The following is a 15,545-nucleotide window of genomic DNA, read 5'->3' on the forward strand; positions in this document are numbered from 1 at the left end:
CATTCCCCCGCGGGCTGGATATGAAACCGCCCGCGCTGCCATGGGGCAGGCGGGCGGGTTTTCGATGGTCGGGCCGGAGAGATTCGAACTCTCGACCTCCCGCCCCCCAGACGGACGCGCTAACCAGGCTGCGCTACGGCCCGACACGGGGGGATACATACCGATATTCCGGGCCGGGGCAAGCGGGAAAGCGCATGGAGGCGTCAGCCGATGCCGCCTTCGGCCCGCGCGGCCAGCCGGGCGCGCAGCGCGGCCAGCCGCCGGGCGATTTCGGCCAGCTCTCGCCGGTTCCCGGATCCCGAATTGCGCGGCAAGGTCCTGATCATACTGGCAAAAGTAGTGTCGGTGCGCAGGGTGGGCTTCTTCGGCGGCATCGTGCGGGCGAGAGCCGGGGGCGCGTCGAAGGCCTGGTCGAAGAGCGGCAGGGTGCTTTGTTCGACCGGCGCCCGGGCGGGCCGTGATGGCGGTGCCGAGACGGCTTCGGGCTCGGGGTCGTCGATGGCGATGAAGCCGGCTTCGGGAACCTCGATCTCCGGCGCCTCGACTGCCGCCGCAGGCGGGGCGATCAGATCCTCGACGCTGACCGAATCGTCGGTCAGCCCGGCGACATGGCGCACGCCCTGGTCGCGCAGGATCTTCTGCACCCCGCGGATCGTCAGGCCTTCGTCATGCAGAAGCCGCTTGATCCCGGTGAGGAGCGCCACATCGGAGGGGCGATAGTAACGCCGCCCCCCGGCGCGTTTGACCGGCTTGATCTGCGGAAAGCGGCTTTCCCAGAAGCGCAGCACATGCGCGGGGGTGTCAAGCGACTCGGCAACCTCGCTGATGGTGCGGAAGGCGTCGGGCGACTTGTCCATCCGCCGTCCTTAGCGCTTCTTCCCGGCGGCCACGCGATCCTTCATCAGATGCGAGGGGCGGAAGGTCAGGACGCGGCGAGGCGAGATCGGCACTTCCTCGCCCGTCTTGGGGTTGCGACCGACGCGGGCGGTCTTGGCGCGGACCGAAAAGGTGCCGAAGGAGGAAATCTTCACCGTCTCGCCCGAGGCGAGCGCGTCGGACATATGTTGCAGGACCGCTTCGACGAGATTGGCAGATTCGTTTCGGCTGAGGCCCACTTCACGAAACACGGCTTCGGAAAGGTCCATCCGGGTCAGGGTCTTCTCGCTCATCTCGTCCCCCACGAGTTGTTGTGGCGCGAGGATGGGCCGGATGGATTTACGAGTCAATATCAAGCACTTGGGAAGCGCCGTTAAAGGCGATTACCAGCGCAGGACGACCGAGCCCCAGGCAAGGCCGCCGCCGATGGCCTCGGTCACTACAAGATCGCCCGGCTTGATCTGGCCGCGCGCCTTGCCGACGGACAGGGCGAGGGGAATCGAGGCGGCGGAGGTGTTGCCGTGATCCTGCACGGTGACGACGACACGCTCCATCGGGACCTGCATCCGTTTCGCGGTGCCCTCGATGATGCGGATATTGGCCTGGTGCGGGACGATCCAGTCGACATCTTCTGCGGTCAGCCCGGCCTTGTCCAGCGCGGTATGCGCAGTTTCGGCAAGCTTTTCAATGGCATGGCGGAAGACTTCCTTGCCTTCCATCACCAGATGCCCGGTCGTCCCGGTCGAGGTGCCGCCATCGACGTAGAGGATATCCTTGTAGCGCCCGTCGGAATTGAGGTCGGTGGCGAGGATGCCGCGGTCGTTGCTGGTGCCCTGGCCCTCGACCGCTTCCACCACGACGGCACCAGCGCCGTCACCGAAAAGGACGCAGGTGGTGCGGTCGTTCCAGTTCATCAGGCGGGAGAAGGTCTCGGCCCCGATCACCAGCACACGGGCCGCCTGGCCGGAGACGATCAACGCATTGGCATTGGCCATGGCGAAGACGAATCCGGCGCACACGGCCTGGACGTCGAAGGCGAAGCCCTTGGTGATCCCCAATGCGGCCTGCACCATGGTGGCGACCGAGGGGAAGGTGAGGTCGGGGGTGGAGGTGGCGACGATGATGGCATCCACGGCGTCGGCCTCGATCCCGGCGTCCGACAGGGCGGCGATGGCGGCACGGGTGGCGAGGTCGCTGGTCAGCTGGCCCTCGGCGGCGAAATGGCGGCGCTCGATGCCGGAGCGTGAGCGGATCCATTCGTCCGATGTCTCGACGATGGTTTCGAATTCAGAGTTGGGGACGACGCGGTCGGGCAGGTAATGCCCGACGCCCCTGACTGCGGCGCGTATCATTCGGAAGGATTGCCTCCGGTCCCGGCCTTTTCGGCCCCCACTTGCGCATCCTGCCCCGCGACTTCGGCGGATGCAACCCGCGCGGCGAGCCGTTCCAGGAAACGGACTTGTGCCAGCTGGTAGGCAAGGCCGATGGCGGCAGCGATCCCGGTCGCATCGGCGGAACCGTGCGATTTGACCACGGTGCCGTTCAGGCCGAGGAAGACGCCGCCGTTCACACGGCGCGGGTCGATCCTGAGTTGCAGCCGTTTCAGCGCGCCACGGGCCAGCAGCGCGCCGAGCTTGGCCAGCAGGGTCGAGGTCAGGGTCTGCTTCAAGAGATCGCCGACCAGCCGCGCGGTGCCTTCGATGGCTTTCAGGGCGACATTGCCGGTGAAGCCGTCGGTCACGATCACGTCGACCCGGTCGGAGAGGATGTCGGTGCCCTCGACGAAGCCCACGTAGTCGAAACTGCCCGCCTCGGCACTGCGGGAGAGCAGGGTGTTCGCCTCTTGCAGCTCGGCCCGGCCCTTGTGCTCTTCGGTGCCGACGTTCAGGAGGCCGACGCGCGGGCGGGCGATCGCGAGGCCGTTGCGGGCGTAGGAGGCGCCCATGAAGGCGTATTGCAGAAGGTCGGCGGGGTCGGCCTTCACGTCGGCGCCCATGTCGAGCATGACGTTGGTCTTGCCGGGCGTGGGTGTCGGGAAGAAGCTGGCGATGGCGGGCCGGTTCAGGCCGGGCAGCTTGCGCAGCCGCAGCATCGACACCGCCATCAGCGCGCCGGTGTTGCCGCAGGAGACCGCCGCCGCCGCCTCGCCATCCTTCACCGCATCGATGGTTGACCACATCGAGGTGCCCTGCCCGTGGCGCATGACCTGGGCGGGCTTGTCCTCCATCGTCACCACGCGTTCGGCATGGCGGAGCGTCACGCGCGAGGCAAGGTCGGGGTGCCGGGCGAGGAGGGGGCTGAGTGCGGCCTCGTCCCCGTGCAGGATCACGTCCATGCGGGGATGGCGGGTCAGCGAATCGACCAGGCCGACAACGACGGCTGCCGGCCCGCGATCGCCACCCATGGCGTCAACTGAAATGACTACGCGCTCGGGAGCCGTGGCAGACGCAGACGCATACTCGGGTCCGGTGGCCATGGGTCAATCGCGCGGGGCGTGGCTTACGCCGCGTCCTCGTCGATGTCGACTTCGCGCGCCATCGAGACGACTTCGCGCGAATCGTAGTGGCCGCAGGCGCTGCACACATGGTGCGGACGCTTCAACTCGCCACAGTTCGGGCAGTCGTTCGGATTGGCAGCGACCAGCGCGTCATGCGCACGGCGCATGTTGCGGCGGGATTTCGTGGTGCGGTTCTGCGGGACAGCCATGTCTCAACCTCGGGCAGTGGGGACATGCGCCCCGGATTTCCTTTGCGATTTCAGCGCGATCCTGCCAGATTCGGCAATAGGGAACGGATGCTGTCTCGCAGCTTGAATGAGGCGCGGAACATACTCGGATTTCGGGTCGGCGCAACCCCCTTTTCGCGGGTACTGTAAGGGCATGAGCGGGCGGTCACTCATCCCCCTCCGATCCCGGTTCGCCCTTTGCCGCAAGCTTCGCCGCAAGGCCTTGCAGGCCGGCGAAAGGCTTCAGATCGGCGTCGGTCAGGGGCGTCACGCCATCTGCCGCGTGCAGCCCGTCCGCAAACTCCGCCCCCGGCGCGCGGGGGTAGAGCGGCAGGGCGAGGGCTAGCGCCTCGGCGGCGATCTCGGCAAGGTCGATCACCTCGGGCATCGGCTCGACGCTGTCGTCCTCGGGCATCTCCACCTCGTCGCCTTCGGGCGTCTCCAGCCCCGCGACAAAGCGGCGGCGGACGGGTTCGGAGACTTGCGCCGGAACCGGGGCCAGCGTGATGCCGCAGGCCTGGTCGGCTGCCGCAGTCAGGGTCGCGTCCAGCACCAGCTCGTCACGCCCCGCCGGGCGAATCTCGCCGGTCAGCTCCAGCCGGTAGAGCGCGATCAGCCCAAGGTCCTCGGCCAGGGCGGCGCGTTCCCCGGCATCGGGGCGATAGCTGAACCGCGTGGGCTTGCGCGGGCTGAGGCCGCCGGCGCGGAAGCGGGTGGGGCGGGAGATGTCTGCGTTGGTCATGTCACGCTTTCCGGGAACTGCGGCCCGAGGCCCGGGTGCGGCGTTCCATTCTTGTGCAAGGGGCTGATCATCTGATATCCCGATTGCCAAGGGTTTTGAAGAACCCGCTTCGGCAGATGATGTTTCAGCGGGACATGAGGGCAGGCATGGCAGATTTCCGGTTGTCGCGGTCGTTCCTGGCGGCCTGCCAGGTGTCGCGCAAGCAATGCCTTATGCTGGCGCTGGTTGCCTCGGTCGCCGCCTGCGCGCCGGTCTACCGCAACCACGGCTATGTTCCCAGCGAAGACGAACTGGCGCTGGTCGAGGTGGGCACCGACACGCGCGAGACCGTTGGCCAGAAGATCGGGCGACCCTCGACCTCGGGCCTTCTGAACGATGTCGGCTGGTTCTATGTGCAAAGCCGCTACCGCCATTTCGGCCCGCGCGAGCCGAAGGAGGTCGACCGTCAGGTGTTGGCGGTGACCTTTAACGAGGCGGGGACGGTCGAGAATATCGCCCGCTACGGGCTGGAGGATGGCCGCGTGGTCGAGATCTCGCGCCGGGTCACCGAGACCAACGTGAAGGGCCTGTCCTTCATCCAGCAGATCCTGGGCAACTTCGGCCGGGTCGACGCGGGCAGCCTGCTGGCGGACTGATCCGCTCACTCCTCCGGTTGGAAGGTCAGCGCGACCCCGTTGATACAGTAGCGCAGGCCCCCCCGGTCGCGCGGTCCGTCGGGGAAGACATGGCCCAGATGCGCGGCGCAGCGCGGGCAGTGCACCTCGGTCCGGACCATGAAATGGCTGCGGTCCTCGGATTCTTCCACCGCCTCGGGCGCGATCGGCGCTGTGAAGCTGGGCCAGCCGCACCCCGACTCGAACTTGTCCTCCTGCTCGAAGAGCGGCGCGCCGCAGCACACGCAATGGAAGGTTCCCGCCTCTTTCGGGAAGCCGGGATGCGAGAAGGCGCGTTCCGTCCCGTGCTGCCGCGTCACCCGGTAGGCGGCTTCGTCCAGTTCGGCCCGCCATTCGGCATCGGTCTTCTCGATCTTGTCCATGCTGCGTCCCCTGTTCGGATATGCGATAGATAGGACGTCACGGCGCGGGGGAAAAGGGCGTGGAGCCATTGGGGAAAGGCGGAATGGTGGCGCGGCTGGCGCAGGGGGCGGCGGACATGCGCCGCGTCATGACCTTCCGCCGGGCAGCCTTTCCGCGTGTCGCAGGCGAGGAGGAGGACGCTCAGGACGCCCTTTCCGCCCATGTGATGGTCGAGGGCGAGGGCGGGCTGCTGGCTTATTTCCGGGTCATGCTCTTCGGCTGGGGGGCCGGGCTGGAACTGGGCTATGTGGCGCGGTTCTACGATGTCGGGCCTCTGGCGGGCTATGCGAGGCCGGTCGCGGAGATGGGGCGGTTCTGCGTGGCGCCCGGCGGGGTGCATCCGGATGTGCTGCGGCTGGCCTGGGGCGCGATGACGCGGCTGGTCGACGAGGGGCAGGCGGGGTTGATCGTGGGGTGTTCCTCGTTCCGGGGGGCCGACTGGACACGGCACCGGGCGGGGCTTGCATTGCTGGCGGAGGAGTTCGTGGGGCCTGCAGAGCACTTGCCGGGTCGGAAGGCGGCGGAGATGGTCGACTATCCGGCGCTTGTGGGGCCGGTCACGGACCGCAGGGCCTCGCTCGCCGGGTTGCCGCCGCTGTTGCGGACCTATCTGGGGATGGGGGGCTGGGTCTCGGATCACGCTGTGGTGGACCGGGAGCTGGACACGCTGCATGTCTTCACCTGCGTGGAGGTCGACCGGGTGCCCCCGGCGCGGGCAGCGAGCCTGCGGGCGGTGGCGGGGTAAGTGTCCACGGTGGACATTTTCAGATACTCAAGAAGATTCAATATCTTATGAGTTTTCGTTAGGGTGGTGTTAAGGGTTGCGCCGGACGGTTATCCCCCGCCATATACAGCCTTGATCTCCGCTCCGATGGCATAGGCTTCGGCTTCCACCGCCTGATGGTCGGTGACGTAGCGCCGGGCGAAGTCCATCAGGCCCCAGCGGCGAAACTGTTCGACATGCTTCACCTCGTGGCCCCAGAGGGCGATGTTGGTCTGGGCGTCCCCGGCGTCGTGGAAGATGATCGTGTCGATGGCGGTGACGGCAGTGGCGTCGCTGTAGCGCATCGAGAGGGACTGGATGGTGGCGTCCTCGGCTACGCCGACGCGGTATTCGATGCTGTCGAGGAGGTCGGCGGGATACCAGGCGAGAAGGGCTTCGCGAATCCGCGGGGGCATGGGTTCCGTGCCCTGCGCCCAGGCGGCGTCGCGGGAGGCGACCAGCGCGTTGGCAAGCGCGGTGGCGGCGATCTCGATCCCGGTCTCGAATGCGGCGTTTGGGTCGAGAAGGCCCTGGGCCTGCGGGGCCGTCGCGGGGAGGGCCGCGAGGCAGAGGAGAGCGGCAAGCTTCAGGGGGGCACGTCTGCGGCGCATGGGCGAAGGGTGCCAAGGATGGGAGCGGGGATCAACGGGGAGAGGGGGCGGGTGACGGAAAGGTGAGGGACGCGCGGGGCGGGGACGGTTGCCATGATGAGCGCGTGCCGCGCGAAGTCCTTTTGTCTCGCGGTTTTGCGTGAAGGACGCAAAACCGCTCGGGCATGCCTCCGGCGGGGATATTTGGGCAAATGTGAAAGGCAGCGCGGCCCGCGGGGTCACGTCACCGTATAGGTCAGGCAGATCACCGTCGCCCCGATCCGGTCGCTACCCGAAAGCTGCATCGGCGGGCGGGGGCCGGCAAAGAAGGGCTTGCCGGAGCCGAGCGCGACAGGATGCAGGACGAGCTGGTATTCGTCCATCAGGCCCCAGTCGGCGAGGCTTTGCGCGAGGATCGTGCCGGAAACGTCGACCTGCCCCGGAAGGCGGTCCTTCAGGCTGCGGACCGTCGCCTCGATGTCGGAGGAGATCAGCGTGGCGTTCGGCCCGACTTCAGTGAGGGTCTGCGAGACGACCCATTTCTTCTGCGCCCGCCAGGCCGCAGCGAATTCGCGCCTGGCGTCGTCCCAATCCGGCTGGTCGGGTTCCCAATAGCGCATGAGGTCATAGGTCTTGCGACCGTAGAGGCTGTTCGGGGTCCGCTTCACTGCCAGGGTCCAGTGGCGGAACACGTCGGCGTCGGGCGCCATCCTGTCATGATCGACATAGCCGTCGAGCGAAACGTTCATGCTGGACACGAATCGTGCCATGTCTGCCTCCTGTCGCCTTGCGCTGCCCGCCCAGTCTGGGGGATCGGCGGAGGGGAAACCACCTTAACCTTGCAGGTGTCCGGTTGACTGTATCGCAATCGAGATACATGCTGGCGGTTGAGGAGACGAAAGATGCCAGCCCAGACATCCATGATTCATGTCCGTGTCGATGACCGCTTGAAAGCGAAGGCGACCGATGCCCTGGCGGGGGTGGGGCTTACGCTATCGGACGCGGTGCGCATCCTGTTGACCCGTGTTGCCGCCGAGGGGGGCCTGCCTGCCGGGCTGACAGCCGATCCCGATGCCTATGATGCCTGGTTCCGGGCAAAGGTGCAGGAGGCGCTGGAGGATGCTCGACCGGTGACGCCTCAAGATCAGGTGATGCAGGAAGCGCGGGATCTGATCGGCAAGAAACGCCGTGCCTGATCCGGTCTGGAAGGACGCGGCGCGGGCGGACCTGCTGGCGATCATCGACTATATATCGGACGACAATCCGGACGCGGCATTGGCTTTGCTGGACGAGGTCGAGAAGAGGGTCGCGCGCCTTGCCCAACAGCCCCGCAGCGGACGACCGGGCCGGATGAGTGGCACCCGCGAACTGGTGGTCCAAGCCAACTACATCGTCGTCTATGCCGAAGCGGAGGACAGGGTGACGGTGCTGCGCGTCTTGCACGCTGCCCGGCAATGGCCCTGAGCCAACGGGCGCGACCTTGTCGCGCCCCGTCTTGATCAGCCCCGGCCTCTCCGTCCACCCCGCCGTCCACCCGCCGCCTGGCTGGCTGCCGCCGAAGCATCGGCGAAGCTGAGGCCCCCTTCGACCGCTTCCAGCACCTTGGCGAAGCGGATCCATTCGCCGCCGTTCGCGTCATGGTTCATCAGGAAGTTGGCGGCGCGGATCGCCTCCATCTCTTGCTGGCGGACGGGATTCATGATGGCCGAGGTCATGCCCGCGCCGATGGCCATCGGCAGGAAGGCGCCGTTGATGCCGTGGCGGTGGGGCAGGCCGAAGGAGATGTTCGAGGCGCCGCAGGTGGTGTTGACGCCCAGCTCCTCGCGCAGGCGGCGGACCAGCGCGAAGACCTGCTGACCGGCCGAGCCCATCGCTCCGACGGGCATGACCAGCGGGTCGACGACGATGTCATGCGCGGGAATGCCATGATCGGCGGCGCGTTCGACGATCTTCTTCGCCACGGCGAAACGCACGTCCGGGTCCTGGCTGATGCCGGTGTCGTCGTTCGAGATCGCCACAACGGGGACGTTGTACTTCTTCACCAGCGGCAGGACGAGTTCCAGACGCTCTTCCTCGCCCGTTACCGAGTTCAGAAGCGGGCGGCCTTCGCAAGCCATCAGCCCGGCCTCAAGCGCGCCGGGGACCGACGAGTCGATGCAGAGCGGCACGTCGACGGTCTGCTGCACGATCTCGATCAGCTTCTTCATCAGCGGCGGTTCGACAAAGTTGTTGTCGGCATAGCGCGGGTCGACTGCCATCTTGTTGGTGAAGACCGCGCCCGAGTTCACGTCGAGGATCGTCGCGCCGCAGGCCACCTGTTCCAGGGCGTCCTTGATCACGGTCTCGAAATTGTCGGACTCCATCTCGGCGGCAAGCTTCTTGCGGCCGGTGGGGTTGATGCGCTCGCCGATCACGGCAAAGGGCTCGTCAAAGCCGATGATGACGGTTTTCGTTTTGGATTCAACGACAGTGCGAGTCATTCTTAAACCTTGTTCTGAGCTTTTCAGCCTTGGGCGGTTGCGCTGGCGGGAACGCCCGAGGCGCCGCCGTTTTCGGTGACCCACTGGGCATTGGTCTTGATGCCGCCGAGCGGGAAGAAGTGCACCTGTTCGATGCCGAAGCCGGGGTTCGCGGTCTTGTGGGCGGCGAGGCCTTCCAGCACTTCGGTCGGCTCGTAGGGCAGCAGCAGCTTGGTCACGTCCATCGCGCGCTTCTGCAACACGCGGAGCGAGGGGCCAACGCCGCAGGCGATGGCGAACTTGATCAGCGTTTGCAGCTTGGCGGGACCGGCGATGCCGATATGGACCGGCAGCTTCACGCCTTCGGCCTGGAGGCGGTTCACCCAGTCGATCACCGGCTGGGCCTCGAAGCAGAACTGTGTGGCCATCGCCATCTTGGCGTCGGTGCGTTCCATGAAGGCGGATTTCCAGCGGGCGGCTTCCATCACCATGCGGTCGGAACCATCGGGGTCGATGTCCTTGTTGCCTTCCGGGTGGCCCGCGACGTTGAGACGCTGAAAGCCGTCGAAGGCGCCTGATTCAAGGAGTTGCATCGAGGTCGAATAGTCGCCGACCGGCTGGGCAACGCCGCCGGCGAGGAGGAGGCCCTGCCGGACGCCCACGTCCTTGTAGCGGGCGACCCAGTCAAGAAGCGTGGCCTTGTCCTTGATGATCCGGGCCGGGAAGTGCGGCATCACGTCGAAGCCCTCGGCGCCGATGCGCTTCGCGGTGGCCACCATGTCCTCGATCGGCGTGCCGTCGATATGGGCGATGTAGACGCGGGTGCCTTTCGGCAGGATGGCGCGGAAATCCTCGACCTTTTCGGCGGTGCGGGGCATGACCTCGATGGAGTAGCCCTTCAGGAACGGCTCCAGCGACCCGGTGGCGGGGACGGCTTCTTCCTTGCGGCGGAAATTGAACAGGGCCATGACGGTCTCCTTGATGGTCATGATGGCTTCAGGCCTTGGCCCAGCCTTCGGCGTCGATGAGCCGCTTCAGCGCAGCGGTATCAAATTCGGCTTCCAGGCGGGCGGCCTCGGCGGCGGCGATGGCGTCGGGCTCGCCCTCGATCTCGCCCACCACGGCCTTGCGCCATTCGGCGAGGTAGCTGTCGGTGTCGCGCGCGCCGACCTTCATGGCGCAGCGGTCGATGGCCTGTTCGAAGCGCTCGGAGAGCTGGACCTTGGACCCGCGCCGACCCTTGCCGACGATGACCTGGGCCGGAATGTCGCGCCAGTAGACGACGGTGACTTCGGCCATGATCCAGTGATTCCTCTTGCTCGGTTGACCCACTTGATACTGGCCGATCTCCGACAGCCGGTGTCGGTTTTCGACATGGCAAGGGATGGATACGACTCTGTCGTGGGAAGTTAAACAGGGTCGACAGCGTATGCCAGCAGGGGCGGGCTCAGAAATCTTCATCAAGGATATGACGGCGGCGACAGGACAAAATGAAACCCGGCTTCCAGGGGGAGGCCGGGTCCTGTCACGAGGACTGGCTGCGCTGGATCACCAGCGGAAGTTGGCCCCGAGCTTGAACTGACCGAACGAGACATCGGTGAAGCATTCGAAACCGCAAGTGTCCGGGATTTCCAGGCGCCCGAGGTCGTTGTGCAGATAAGCGACTGAGGGATTGGTTCGTCACGTTCTATCATCATGAATGTGAATATGTAAGCTTGAGCCGGGGCGCGGACCGAGAGATGCGGGATGGGTGGTGGCCGGTTTGTCACACGGCTTGCACCGCACCGGGTTCCCGACTACCCTGATCCCAACCACAGATGGAGGGCGGTCATGACGCCCATGCGTCCCCGTAGGGCGGACGCGACAGACGCGCAGGTCGAGACGCTGTCCGGTGTTTCCCGCGTGGATGAGCCGTCAGCCCTGCAAGGCCCGGGATCGGCGCCGCTGTATGCAGCGCTTGATCTTGGCACGAACAGTTGCAGGATGCTGATTGCCCAGCCGTCGGGCAGTCAATTCACGATTGTCGACAGCTTCTCGAAGACGGTGCAGCTTGGGGTCGGGCTGGAAGCCTCGGGCCGGTTGTCGCGGTCGTCGATGGGCCGCACCATCCAGGCGCTGCGCATCTGCGAGCGGAAGATCGACAAGCACGGCGTTCGCCGGATGCGGCTGGTGGCGACCGAGGCCTGCCGCCGGGCGCGGAACGCGAAGGAGTTCATCCGCCAGGTGCGACGCGAGACCGGCCTGGCGCTGGAAATCATCGCACCGGAGGAAGAGGCGCGCCTGGCGGTGATTTCCTGCGCACCGCTGGTCAACCCCTCGACCGAGCAGCTTCTGGTGGTGGATATCGGCGGCGGATCGACCGAGCTGGTGTGGATCGACCTGAGTGCGGTGCCGCCTTCCGAGCGTCCAAGGGCGATCATGCGGCTGCACATGGGCTTCGACGCCCAGGGCGAGGGCGCGGTGGCGCGGGTGGTGGACTGGATCTCGGTGCCGCTGGGGGTGGCGACGCTGAAGGACCAGTTCATCGACGTTGACGACGATGCCGCGCGCTTCGCGCTGATGAGCTGGTTCTTCGAGGAGAATCTGGCGAGCTTCAGTCCCTACAATGCCGAGAACCCGCGCGAAGGGTTCCAGATCATCGGGACCTCGGGCACGGTGACGACGGTCGCGGCGTCGTTCCTGAACCTCAAGCGCTATGACCGGACCAAGGTGGACGGGTTGCAGATGACCTCGGACCAGATCGACCTGGTGATCCGGGAATATCTGGCGCTGGGGCCGGAGGGGCGGCGGACCGACCCCCGGATCGGACGCGATCGCCATGCGCTGATCATGTCGGGGGCGGCGATCCTTCAGGCGCTGATGCGGGTCTGGCCCACGGACCGCTTGTCGGTGGCGGACCGGGGGCTTAGGGAGGGGCTTCTTTACGCGCAGATGAGCGCGGATGGTGTTTTGGCGGACGGGCCCTATACATGACGGAAAAGCCGAATTCGGGGCGCGGCCAGCGCGAGCTGCGGGTCAGGGTGAAGACCGCGAAGGGGCGGAAGCTTTCGTCGACCCTGTGGCTGGAGCGGCAGCTGAACGATCCCTACGTCAAGCGGGCGAAGCACGAGGGCTATCGCGGTCGGGCGGCCTTCAAGATCATCGAGCTGGACGACAAATACGGCTTCCTGAAGCCCGGGGCGCGGGTGGTGGACCTGGGCTGTGCGCCGGGCGGCTGGTGCCAGGTGGCTGTGGTGCGGGTGAATGCGCTGTCGCAGAACCCGAAGAAGCCGCAGGGAACGGTATTGGGGGTCGACTTGCAGGAGGTCGAGCCGATTGCCGGGGCGGAGCTGCATCAGCTGGATTTTCTGTCCGATGACGCGGACGAGAAGGTGAAGGCCTGGCTGGGGGGCCGGGCCGATGTGGTGATGTCGGACATGGCGGCGGCGGCCTCGGGCCACAAGGCGACGGACCATCTGCGGATCGTGGCGCTGGTCGAGGCGGCGCTGGCCTTTGCCTTCGATGTGCTGGAGGACGGCGGCACCTTCGTTGCCAAGGTGCTGGCGGGTGGCGCGGAGAACGAGATGCAGGCGATGCTGAAGCGCAACTTCCGCAAGGTGGCGAACGTGAAGCCGCCGGCGAGCCGGGCCGACAGTTCGGAGAAATTCGTGGTGGCGATGGGCTATCGCGGGCGAGAGATCGCGGGTGGGGCGGGGGAAGTCTAAAATTTTTCTAGAAGAATTTTAGACTTGCGTGGTGCGGTGCCCCGAAAATGAAAAAGGCGCCCGAAGGCGCCCTGTTTCAGGAAGGTCCGCGCCTCAGCCGCCCCAGCTGCGGACCGGGCCGCAATCCATGTGCACGAAGTTCGACCGCGAATACTTGCCGACGCCGCCCGCCGAGCAGGCCGCAGCCGCCTTGGCCATCTGCCCGACCGAGCGCGATTGCAACCGCAGATCGGCCGCCTGGCCCTTCATGTGCAGCGAATTCTTGGCGACGCCCTTGGAATGCGACCGCAGCATGGCGTTAGTCTTGGGCGAGCGGTAGCCCGAGAGCAGCATGTAGGGTTCGTTCACGTCCATCAGCCGATGCGCGGCGGCCATGATGTCGAAGTTGCGCGGGTCCATCTTGACGACGTCATCTGTCCGCCAGTCGCGCATGAAGTTGTTGATTTCCTTGACGACTTCCGGGATGTATTCGCCTTCGATCCAGTAGATCGTGTCGATGCTTTCGCCGGTGCGACCCGAATACATGCGGATTCTGCGGATGTCGCCTGCGCCCTTGAGAAGCCCGAACGCGTTGGTGTAGGTCGGTGCCGCCACCAGTGCCGTCGCCGCGAACACACCAAGAAGTCCGCGCCGCGAGACGCTGTTAAGCTGAAGGTCCGTCATTCTAACGTCTGTCCCCGTGCTGTCTTCGACTGCCGTTTCGCAGCGTTTGTGCAACTTCTTCCCCAAGTGCAGCATTCTTATTGCACAAGTCGAATCGAAGCCCAAGCGCCGATTGTCCACCTCGCGGGCAGCACAACCTGAATCGGCAAATTTTTGCTGAACGCCAAGGAAATGCCGACAGTGTGGTGCTTCTGCATCGGTTTCGGCGACGACTGTTGCCCCCGGAGACACAGTTAAGCATCGGAATCTGCGGAATCAGCTTTGTGAATGGACAGGGCTTGCAGAGATGCGAAAACATGGCACGAAAGCTTCAAGCTATTGAGATAGAGGGTCGAATGCATTTCCCCGTCCTGCGCAAGTTGCCCTGCCGCCCGGCGCTTGTGTCATTGTCGCTGGCCCTTGTCCAAAGCCTGGCGCCTGCCGCCCAGGCCGAGAGCACCTCCTTCACGCAGTCGCTTGCCGCGAGCGCCTCCTCCGATGCGGCGATTGCCGAGTGGTACCGCACGACGGGCTACGACACGCTCTGGACCGGCGCCGATGACGCGGCGCGGCGCGAGGCGCTTCTGGCGGCGCTGGCGACGGCGCAGGACCATGGGTTGCCGGTCGCGCGCTATGACGTTGCGGCGCTGGTGCGGGACCTGCGCGCCGCCGAGACCGAGGGCGACAGGGGCCGGGTGGAAGTGGCGATGACGCGGGCCTACCTGGCCTGGGCGCATGACCTGACCTCGGGCGCGCTGACCCCGAAAGAGGTGGATGCAGGCATCGTCCGCGAGATCAATGTGATCGAGCCGCAGGTGCTGCTGAGCCGGATCGCCAAGGGCGACCCGGAGGCGGTGCTGGCCTGGCTGGAGCCGAGGTCAGTGCAATACCTGCAACTGATGAAGGCCAAGCTGGGACTGGAAGCGCAGATCGCTGCGGGCGGCTGGGGCGAGACGGTGCCCGCGGGTTCGGTGCTGCCGGGCGACACCGGCCTCGCGGTCATTGCGCTGCGCGACCGGCTGGTGCGGATGGGATATCTGGCGCCGACGGCGGTGGCGAGCTACGACCGCGGTCTCCAGGCGGCGGTGACGGCGTTCCAGCTGAACCACGGGCTCACCCCCGACGGTGCGGCGGGCGAGGGCACGGTGGCCGAGATCAACATCGGCCCGGAAGAGCGGCTGGAATCGGTGATCGTGGCGATGGAGCGGGAACGCTGGATGCACATCGACCGCGAGGCGAAGCATGTCTGGGTCAACCTGCCGGATTTCCGGGCGAAGATCATCGAGGGCGGCAAGACCATATTCGAGACACGGGTGGTGATCGGGAAGAACGTGCCCGACCAGCGCAGCCCCGAATTCTCGGACGAGATGGAGCATATGGTGATCAACCCCTCCTGGGGGGTGCCGCGGTCGATCATCGTCAAGGAATACCTGCCGCTTCTGCAACAGAACCCCAATGCGGTGGGGCATCTTCAGGTGGTGGACGGGCGGGGCCGGGTGGTATCGCGCGGGTCGGTCAACTTTGCCGCCTACAATGCGCGCAACTTCCCCTATGCGCTGCGCCAGCCGCCCTCGGACGGCAATGCGCTGGGGAAGGTGAAGTTCATGTTCCCGAACCAGTACAACATCTATCTGCATGATACGCCGTCGAAGTCGCTCTTCGACAAGGAAGTGCGGGCCTACAGCCACGGCTGCATCCGCGTGGCGGACCCCTTCGACCTGGCGCATGAGCTGCTGTCCTGGCAGACCGACAATGCCGAGGCCGAGTTCGAGGCGGCGTTGAAGACGGGGCGCGAGACGACGGTGAAGCTGAAGCAGTCCTTGCCGGTGCACCTGGTCTATTTCACCGCCTATCCCGACACGAAGGGACGGATCACCTACCGCCGCGACATCTATGGGCGGGATGCGGCGCTGTGGGAGGCGTTGCGGGCCGCCGGGGTGGAACTGGCGGGCGTTCAGGGCTAAATCTG

At 65.9% G+C, this 15,545-nt stretch carries 20 protein-coding genes and 1 tRNA gene; 7 read left to right on the plus strand and 14 right to left on the minus strand.

What is annotated here, in order from left to right:
- Positions 1-65: 65 nt before the first annotated feature.
- The 7 genes from JNJ68_RS14710 to JNJ68_RS14740 all read right to left on the minus strand — a co-directional run bounded on the left by JNJ68_RS14710 (position 66) and on the right by JNJ68_RS14740 (position 4,342).
- Positions 66-143: transfer RNA gene (locus JNJ68_RS14710), tRNA-Pro, on the minus strand.
- 60 nt (positions 144-203) lie between these two features.
- A complete protein-coding gene (locus JNJ68_RS14715; RefSeq protein ID WP_294983198.1) occupies positions 204-857 on the minus strand; it encodes a MerR family transcriptional regulator in 654 nt (217 codons plus the stop codon).
- Positions 858-866: 9 nt separating this feature from the next.
- Positions 867-1,181 carry an integration host factor subunit alpha gene (gene ihfA, locus JNJ68_RS14720; RefSeq protein ID WP_294983260.1) on the minus strand — a complete coding sequence of 105 codons (315 nt, stop codon included), beginning with the start codon at positions 1,179-1,181 and terminating at the stop codon, positions 867-869.
- Between the two features lie 78 nt (positions 1,182-1,259).
- Positions 1,260-2,228: a beta-ketoacyl-ACP synthase III gene (locus JNJ68_RS14725; RefSeq protein ID WP_294983199.1), complete on the minus strand. Its 969-nt coding sequence runs from the start codon at positions 2,226-2,228 to the stop codon at positions 1,260-1,262.
- On the minus strand, positions 2,225-3,352 hold the full coding sequence (gene plsX, locus JNJ68_RS14730; RefSeq protein WP_294983200.1) for a phosphate acyltransferase PlsX: 1,128 nt from the start codon (positions 3,350-3,352) through the stop codon (positions 2,225-2,227). Before plsX ends, JNJ68_RS14725 begins: the two co-directional genes overlap by 4 nt.
- A gap of 23 nt (positions 3,353-3,375) precedes the next feature.
- Complete coding sequence (gene rpmF, locus JNJ68_RS14735; RefSeq protein WP_294983202.1) at positions 3,376-3,582, minus strand: 50S ribosomal protein L32; 207 nt, start codon at positions 3,580-3,582, stop codon at positions 3,376-3,378.
- Positions 3,583-3,766: 184 nt separating this feature from the next.
- Positions 3,767-4,342, minus strand: coding sequence for a YceD family protein (locus tag JNJ68_RS14740; RefSeq protein WP_294983203.1), 576 nt, complete (start codon positions 4,340-4,342; stop codon positions 3,767-3,769).
- Between the two features lie 146 nt (positions 4,343-4,488).
- Between JNJ68_RS14740 and bamE the strand changes: the two genes are divergently transcribed.
- A complete protein-coding gene (bamE, locus tag JNJ68_RS14745) occupies positions 4,489-4,977 on the plus strand; it encodes an outer membrane protein assembly factor BamE (protein ID WP_294983205.1) in 489 nt (162 codons plus the stop codon).
- Between the two features lie 5 nt (positions 4,978-4,982).
- Here the strand turns inward: bamE and msrB are convergent, their stop codons facing one another.
- On the minus strand, positions 4,983-5,378 hold the full coding sequence (gene msrB / locus JNJ68_RS14750) for a peptide-methionine (R)-S-oxide reductase MsrB (protein ID WP_294983206.1): 396 nt from the start codon (positions 5,376-5,378) through the stop codon (positions 4,983-4,985).
- 83 nt (positions 5,379-5,461) lie between these two features.
- Here msrB and JNJ68_RS14755 point away from each other — a divergent pair, with 83 nt between their 5' ends.
- Positions 5,462-6,163 (plus strand): GNAT family N-acyltransferase, encoded by a 702-nt coding sequence (locus JNJ68_RS14755; RefSeq protein ID WP_294983208.1) that lies wholly within the window; start codon positions 5,462-5,464, stop codon positions 6,161-6,163.
- An 89-nt stretch (positions 6,164-6,252) separates the two neighbouring features.
- Here JNJ68_RS14755 and JNJ68_RS14760 read toward each other — a convergent pair whose 3' ends face one another.
- Complete coding sequence (locus JNJ68_RS14760) at positions 6,253-6,792, minus strand: DUF4157 domain-containing protein (protein ID WP_294983209.1); 540 nt, start codon at positions 6,790-6,792, stop codon at positions 6,253-6,255.
- A gap of 218 nt (positions 6,793-7,010) precedes the next feature.
- Positions 7,011-7,541, minus strand: coding sequence for a dihydrofolate reductase family protein (locus JNJ68_RS14765; protein ID WP_294983211.1), 531 nt, complete (start codon positions 7,539-7,541; stop codon positions 7,011-7,013).
- A gap of 132 nt (positions 7,542-7,673) precedes the next feature.
- Here JNJ68_RS14765 and JNJ68_RS14770 point away from each other — a divergent pair, with 132 nt between their 5' ends.
- A complete protein-coding gene (locus tag JNJ68_RS14770) occupies positions 7,674-7,967 on the plus strand; it encodes a type II toxin-antitoxin system RelB/DinJ family antitoxin (protein ID WP_294983212.1) in 294 nt (97 codons plus the stop codon).
- Complete coding sequence (locus JNJ68_RS14775) at positions 7,960-8,235, plus strand: type II toxin-antitoxin system RelE/ParE family toxin (protein WP_294983213.1); 276 nt, start codon at positions 7,960-7,962, stop codon at positions 8,233-8,235. The genes JNJ68_RS14770 and JNJ68_RS14775 overlap by 8 nt, the downstream gene beginning before the upstream one ends.
- Positions 8,236-8,270: 35 nt before the next feature.
- Here the strand turns inward: JNJ68_RS14775 and JNJ68_RS14780 are convergent, their stop codons facing one another.
- The 3 genes from JNJ68_RS14780 to JNJ68_RS14790 are packed head-to-tail and all read right to left on the minus strand — an operon-like array spanning position 8,271 to position 10,529.
- A complete protein-coding gene (locus JNJ68_RS14780) occupies positions 8,271-9,251 on the minus strand; it encodes a methyltetrahydrofolate cobalamin methyltransferase (protein ID WP_294983215.1) in 981 nt (326 codons plus the stop codon).
- A 23-nt stretch (positions 9,252-9,274) separates the two neighbouring features.
- A complete protein-coding gene (locus tag JNJ68_RS14785; RefSeq protein ID WP_294983262.1) occupies positions 9,275-10,198 on the minus strand; it encodes a methylenetetrahydrofolate reductase in 924 nt (307 codons plus the stop codon).
- Between the two features lie 28 nt (positions 10,199-10,226).
- A complete protein-coding gene (locus JNJ68_RS14790; protein ID WP_294983217.1) occupies positions 10,227-10,529 on the minus strand; it encodes a virulence factor in 303 nt (100 codons plus the stop codon).
- A gap of 531 nt (positions 10,530-11,060) precedes the next feature.
- On the opposite strand from JNJ68_RS14790, the gene JNJ68_RS14795 reads away from it, so the two are divergent.
- Together JNJ68_RS14795 and JNJ68_RS14800 are read left to right on the plus strand one after the other, a co-directional pair.
- Complete coding sequence (locus tag JNJ68_RS14795; protein ID WP_294983218.1) at positions 11,061-12,203, plus strand: Ppx/GppA phosphatase family protein; 1,143 nt, start codon at positions 11,061-11,063, stop codon at positions 12,201-12,203.
- Complete coding sequence (locus JNJ68_RS14800; RefSeq protein ID WP_294983220.1) at positions 12,200-12,934, plus strand: RlmE family RNA methyltransferase; 735 nt, start codon at positions 12,200-12,202, stop codon at positions 12,932-12,934. The genes JNJ68_RS14795 and JNJ68_RS14800 overlap by 4 nt, the downstream gene beginning before the upstream one ends.
- Before the next feature lie 93 nt (positions 12,935-13,027).
- Here JNJ68_RS14800 and JNJ68_RS14805 read toward each other — a convergent pair whose 3' ends face one another.
- Entirely contained in the window at positions 13,028-13,597 is a 570-nt protein-coding gene (locus JNJ68_RS14805; protein WP_294983222.1) for a DUF882 domain-containing protein, read from the minus strand.
- Between the two features lie 335 nt (positions 13,598-13,932).
- On the opposite strand from JNJ68_RS14805, the gene JNJ68_RS14810 reads away from it, so the two are divergent.
- Positions 13,933-15,540 carry a L,D-transpeptidase family protein gene (locus tag JNJ68_RS14810; RefSeq protein ID WP_294983223.1) on the plus strand — a complete coding sequence of 536 codons (1,608 nt, stop codon included), beginning with the start codon at positions 13,933-13,935 and terminating at the stop codon, positions 15,538-15,540.
- The last annotated feature ends 5 nt before the right edge of the window (positions 15,541-15,545 follow it).

This window comes from Tabrizicola sp., assembly GCF_016793705.1.
Classification (GTDB): Bacteria; Pseudomonadota; Alphaproteobacteria; order Rhodobacterales; family Rhodobacteraceae; genus Tabrizicola.

What these genes read in the sequence shown, in the direction of transcription:
- JNJ68_RS14805 (WP_294983222.1), bottom strand. Translation starts at nt 13,597, where the DNA reads ATGACGGACCTTCAGCTTAACAGCGTCTCGCGGCGCGGACTTCTTGGT.
- rpmF (WP_294983202.1), bottom strand. Translation starts at nt 3,582, where the DNA reads ATGGCTGTCCCGCAGAACCGCACCACGAAATCCCGCCGCAACATGCGC.
- JNJ68_RS14770 (WP_294983212.1), top strand. Translation starts at nt 7,674, where the DNA reads ATGCCAGCCCAGACATCCATGATTCATGTCCGTGTCGATGACCGCTTG.
- JNJ68_RS14760 (WP_294983209.1), bottom strand. Translation starts at nt 6,792, where the DNA reads ATGCGCCGCAGACGTGCCCCCCTGAAGCTTGCCGCTCTCCTCTGCCTC.
- JNJ68_RS14785 (WP_294983262.1), bottom strand. Translation starts at nt 10,198, where the DNA reads ATGGCCCTGTTCAATTTCCGCCGCAAGGAAGAAGCCGTCCCCGCCACC.
- JNJ68_RS14755 (WP_294983208.1), top strand. Translation starts at nt 5,462, where the DNA reads ATGGTGGCGCGGCTGGCGCAGGGGGCGGCGGACATGCGCCGCGTCATG.
- plsX (WP_294983200.1), bottom strand. Translation starts at nt 3,352, where the DNA reads ATGGCCACCGGACCCGAGTATGCGTCTGCGTCTGCCACGGCTCCCGAG.
- bamE (WP_294983205.1), top strand. Translation starts at nt 4,489, where the DNA reads ATGGCAGATTTCCGGTTGTCGCGGTCGTTCCTGGCGGCCTGCCAGGTG.
- JNJ68_RS14800 (WP_294983220.1), top strand. Translation starts at nt 12,200, where the DNA reads ATGACGGAAAAGCCGAATTCGGGGCGCGGCCAGCGCGAGCTGCGGGTC.
- msrB (WP_294983206.1), bottom strand. Translation starts at nt 5,378, where the DNA reads ATGGACAAGATCGAGAAGACCGATGCCGAATGGCGGGCCGAACTGGAC.
- JNJ68_RS14715 (WP_294983198.1), bottom strand. Translation starts at nt 857, where the DNA reads ATGGACAAGTCGCCCGACGCCTTCCGCACCATCAGCGAGGTTGCCGAG.
- JNJ68_RS14740 (WP_294983203.1), bottom strand. Translation starts at nt 4,342, where the DNA reads ATGACCAACGCAGACATCTCCCGCCCCACCCGCTTCCGCGCCGGCGGC.
- JNJ68_RS14795 (WP_294983218.1), top strand. Translation starts at nt 11,061, where the DNA reads ATGACGCCCATGCGTCCCCGTAGGGCGGACGCGACAGACGCGCAGGTC.
- JNJ68_RS14810 (WP_294983223.1), top strand. Translation starts at nt 13,933, where the DNA reads ATGCATTTCCCCGTCCTGCGCAAGTTGCCCTGCCGCCCGGCGCTTGTG.
- JNJ68_RS14790 (WP_294983217.1), bottom strand. Translation starts at nt 10,529, where the DNA reads ATGGCCGAAGTCACCGTCGTCTACTGGCGCGACATTCCGGCCCAGGTC.
- JNJ68_RS14765 (WP_294983211.1), bottom strand. Translation starts at nt 7,541, where the DNA reads ATGGCACGATTCGTGTCCAGCATGAACGTTTCGCTCGACGGCTATGTC.
- JNJ68_RS14725 (WP_294983199.1), bottom strand. Translation starts at nt 2,228, where the DNA reads ATGATACGCGCCGCAGTCAGGGGCGTCGGGCATTACCTGCCCGACCGC.
- JNJ68_RS14780 (WP_294983215.1), bottom strand. Translation starts at nt 9,251, where the DNA reads ATGACTCGCACTGTCGTTGAATCCAAAACGAAAACCGTCATCATCGGC.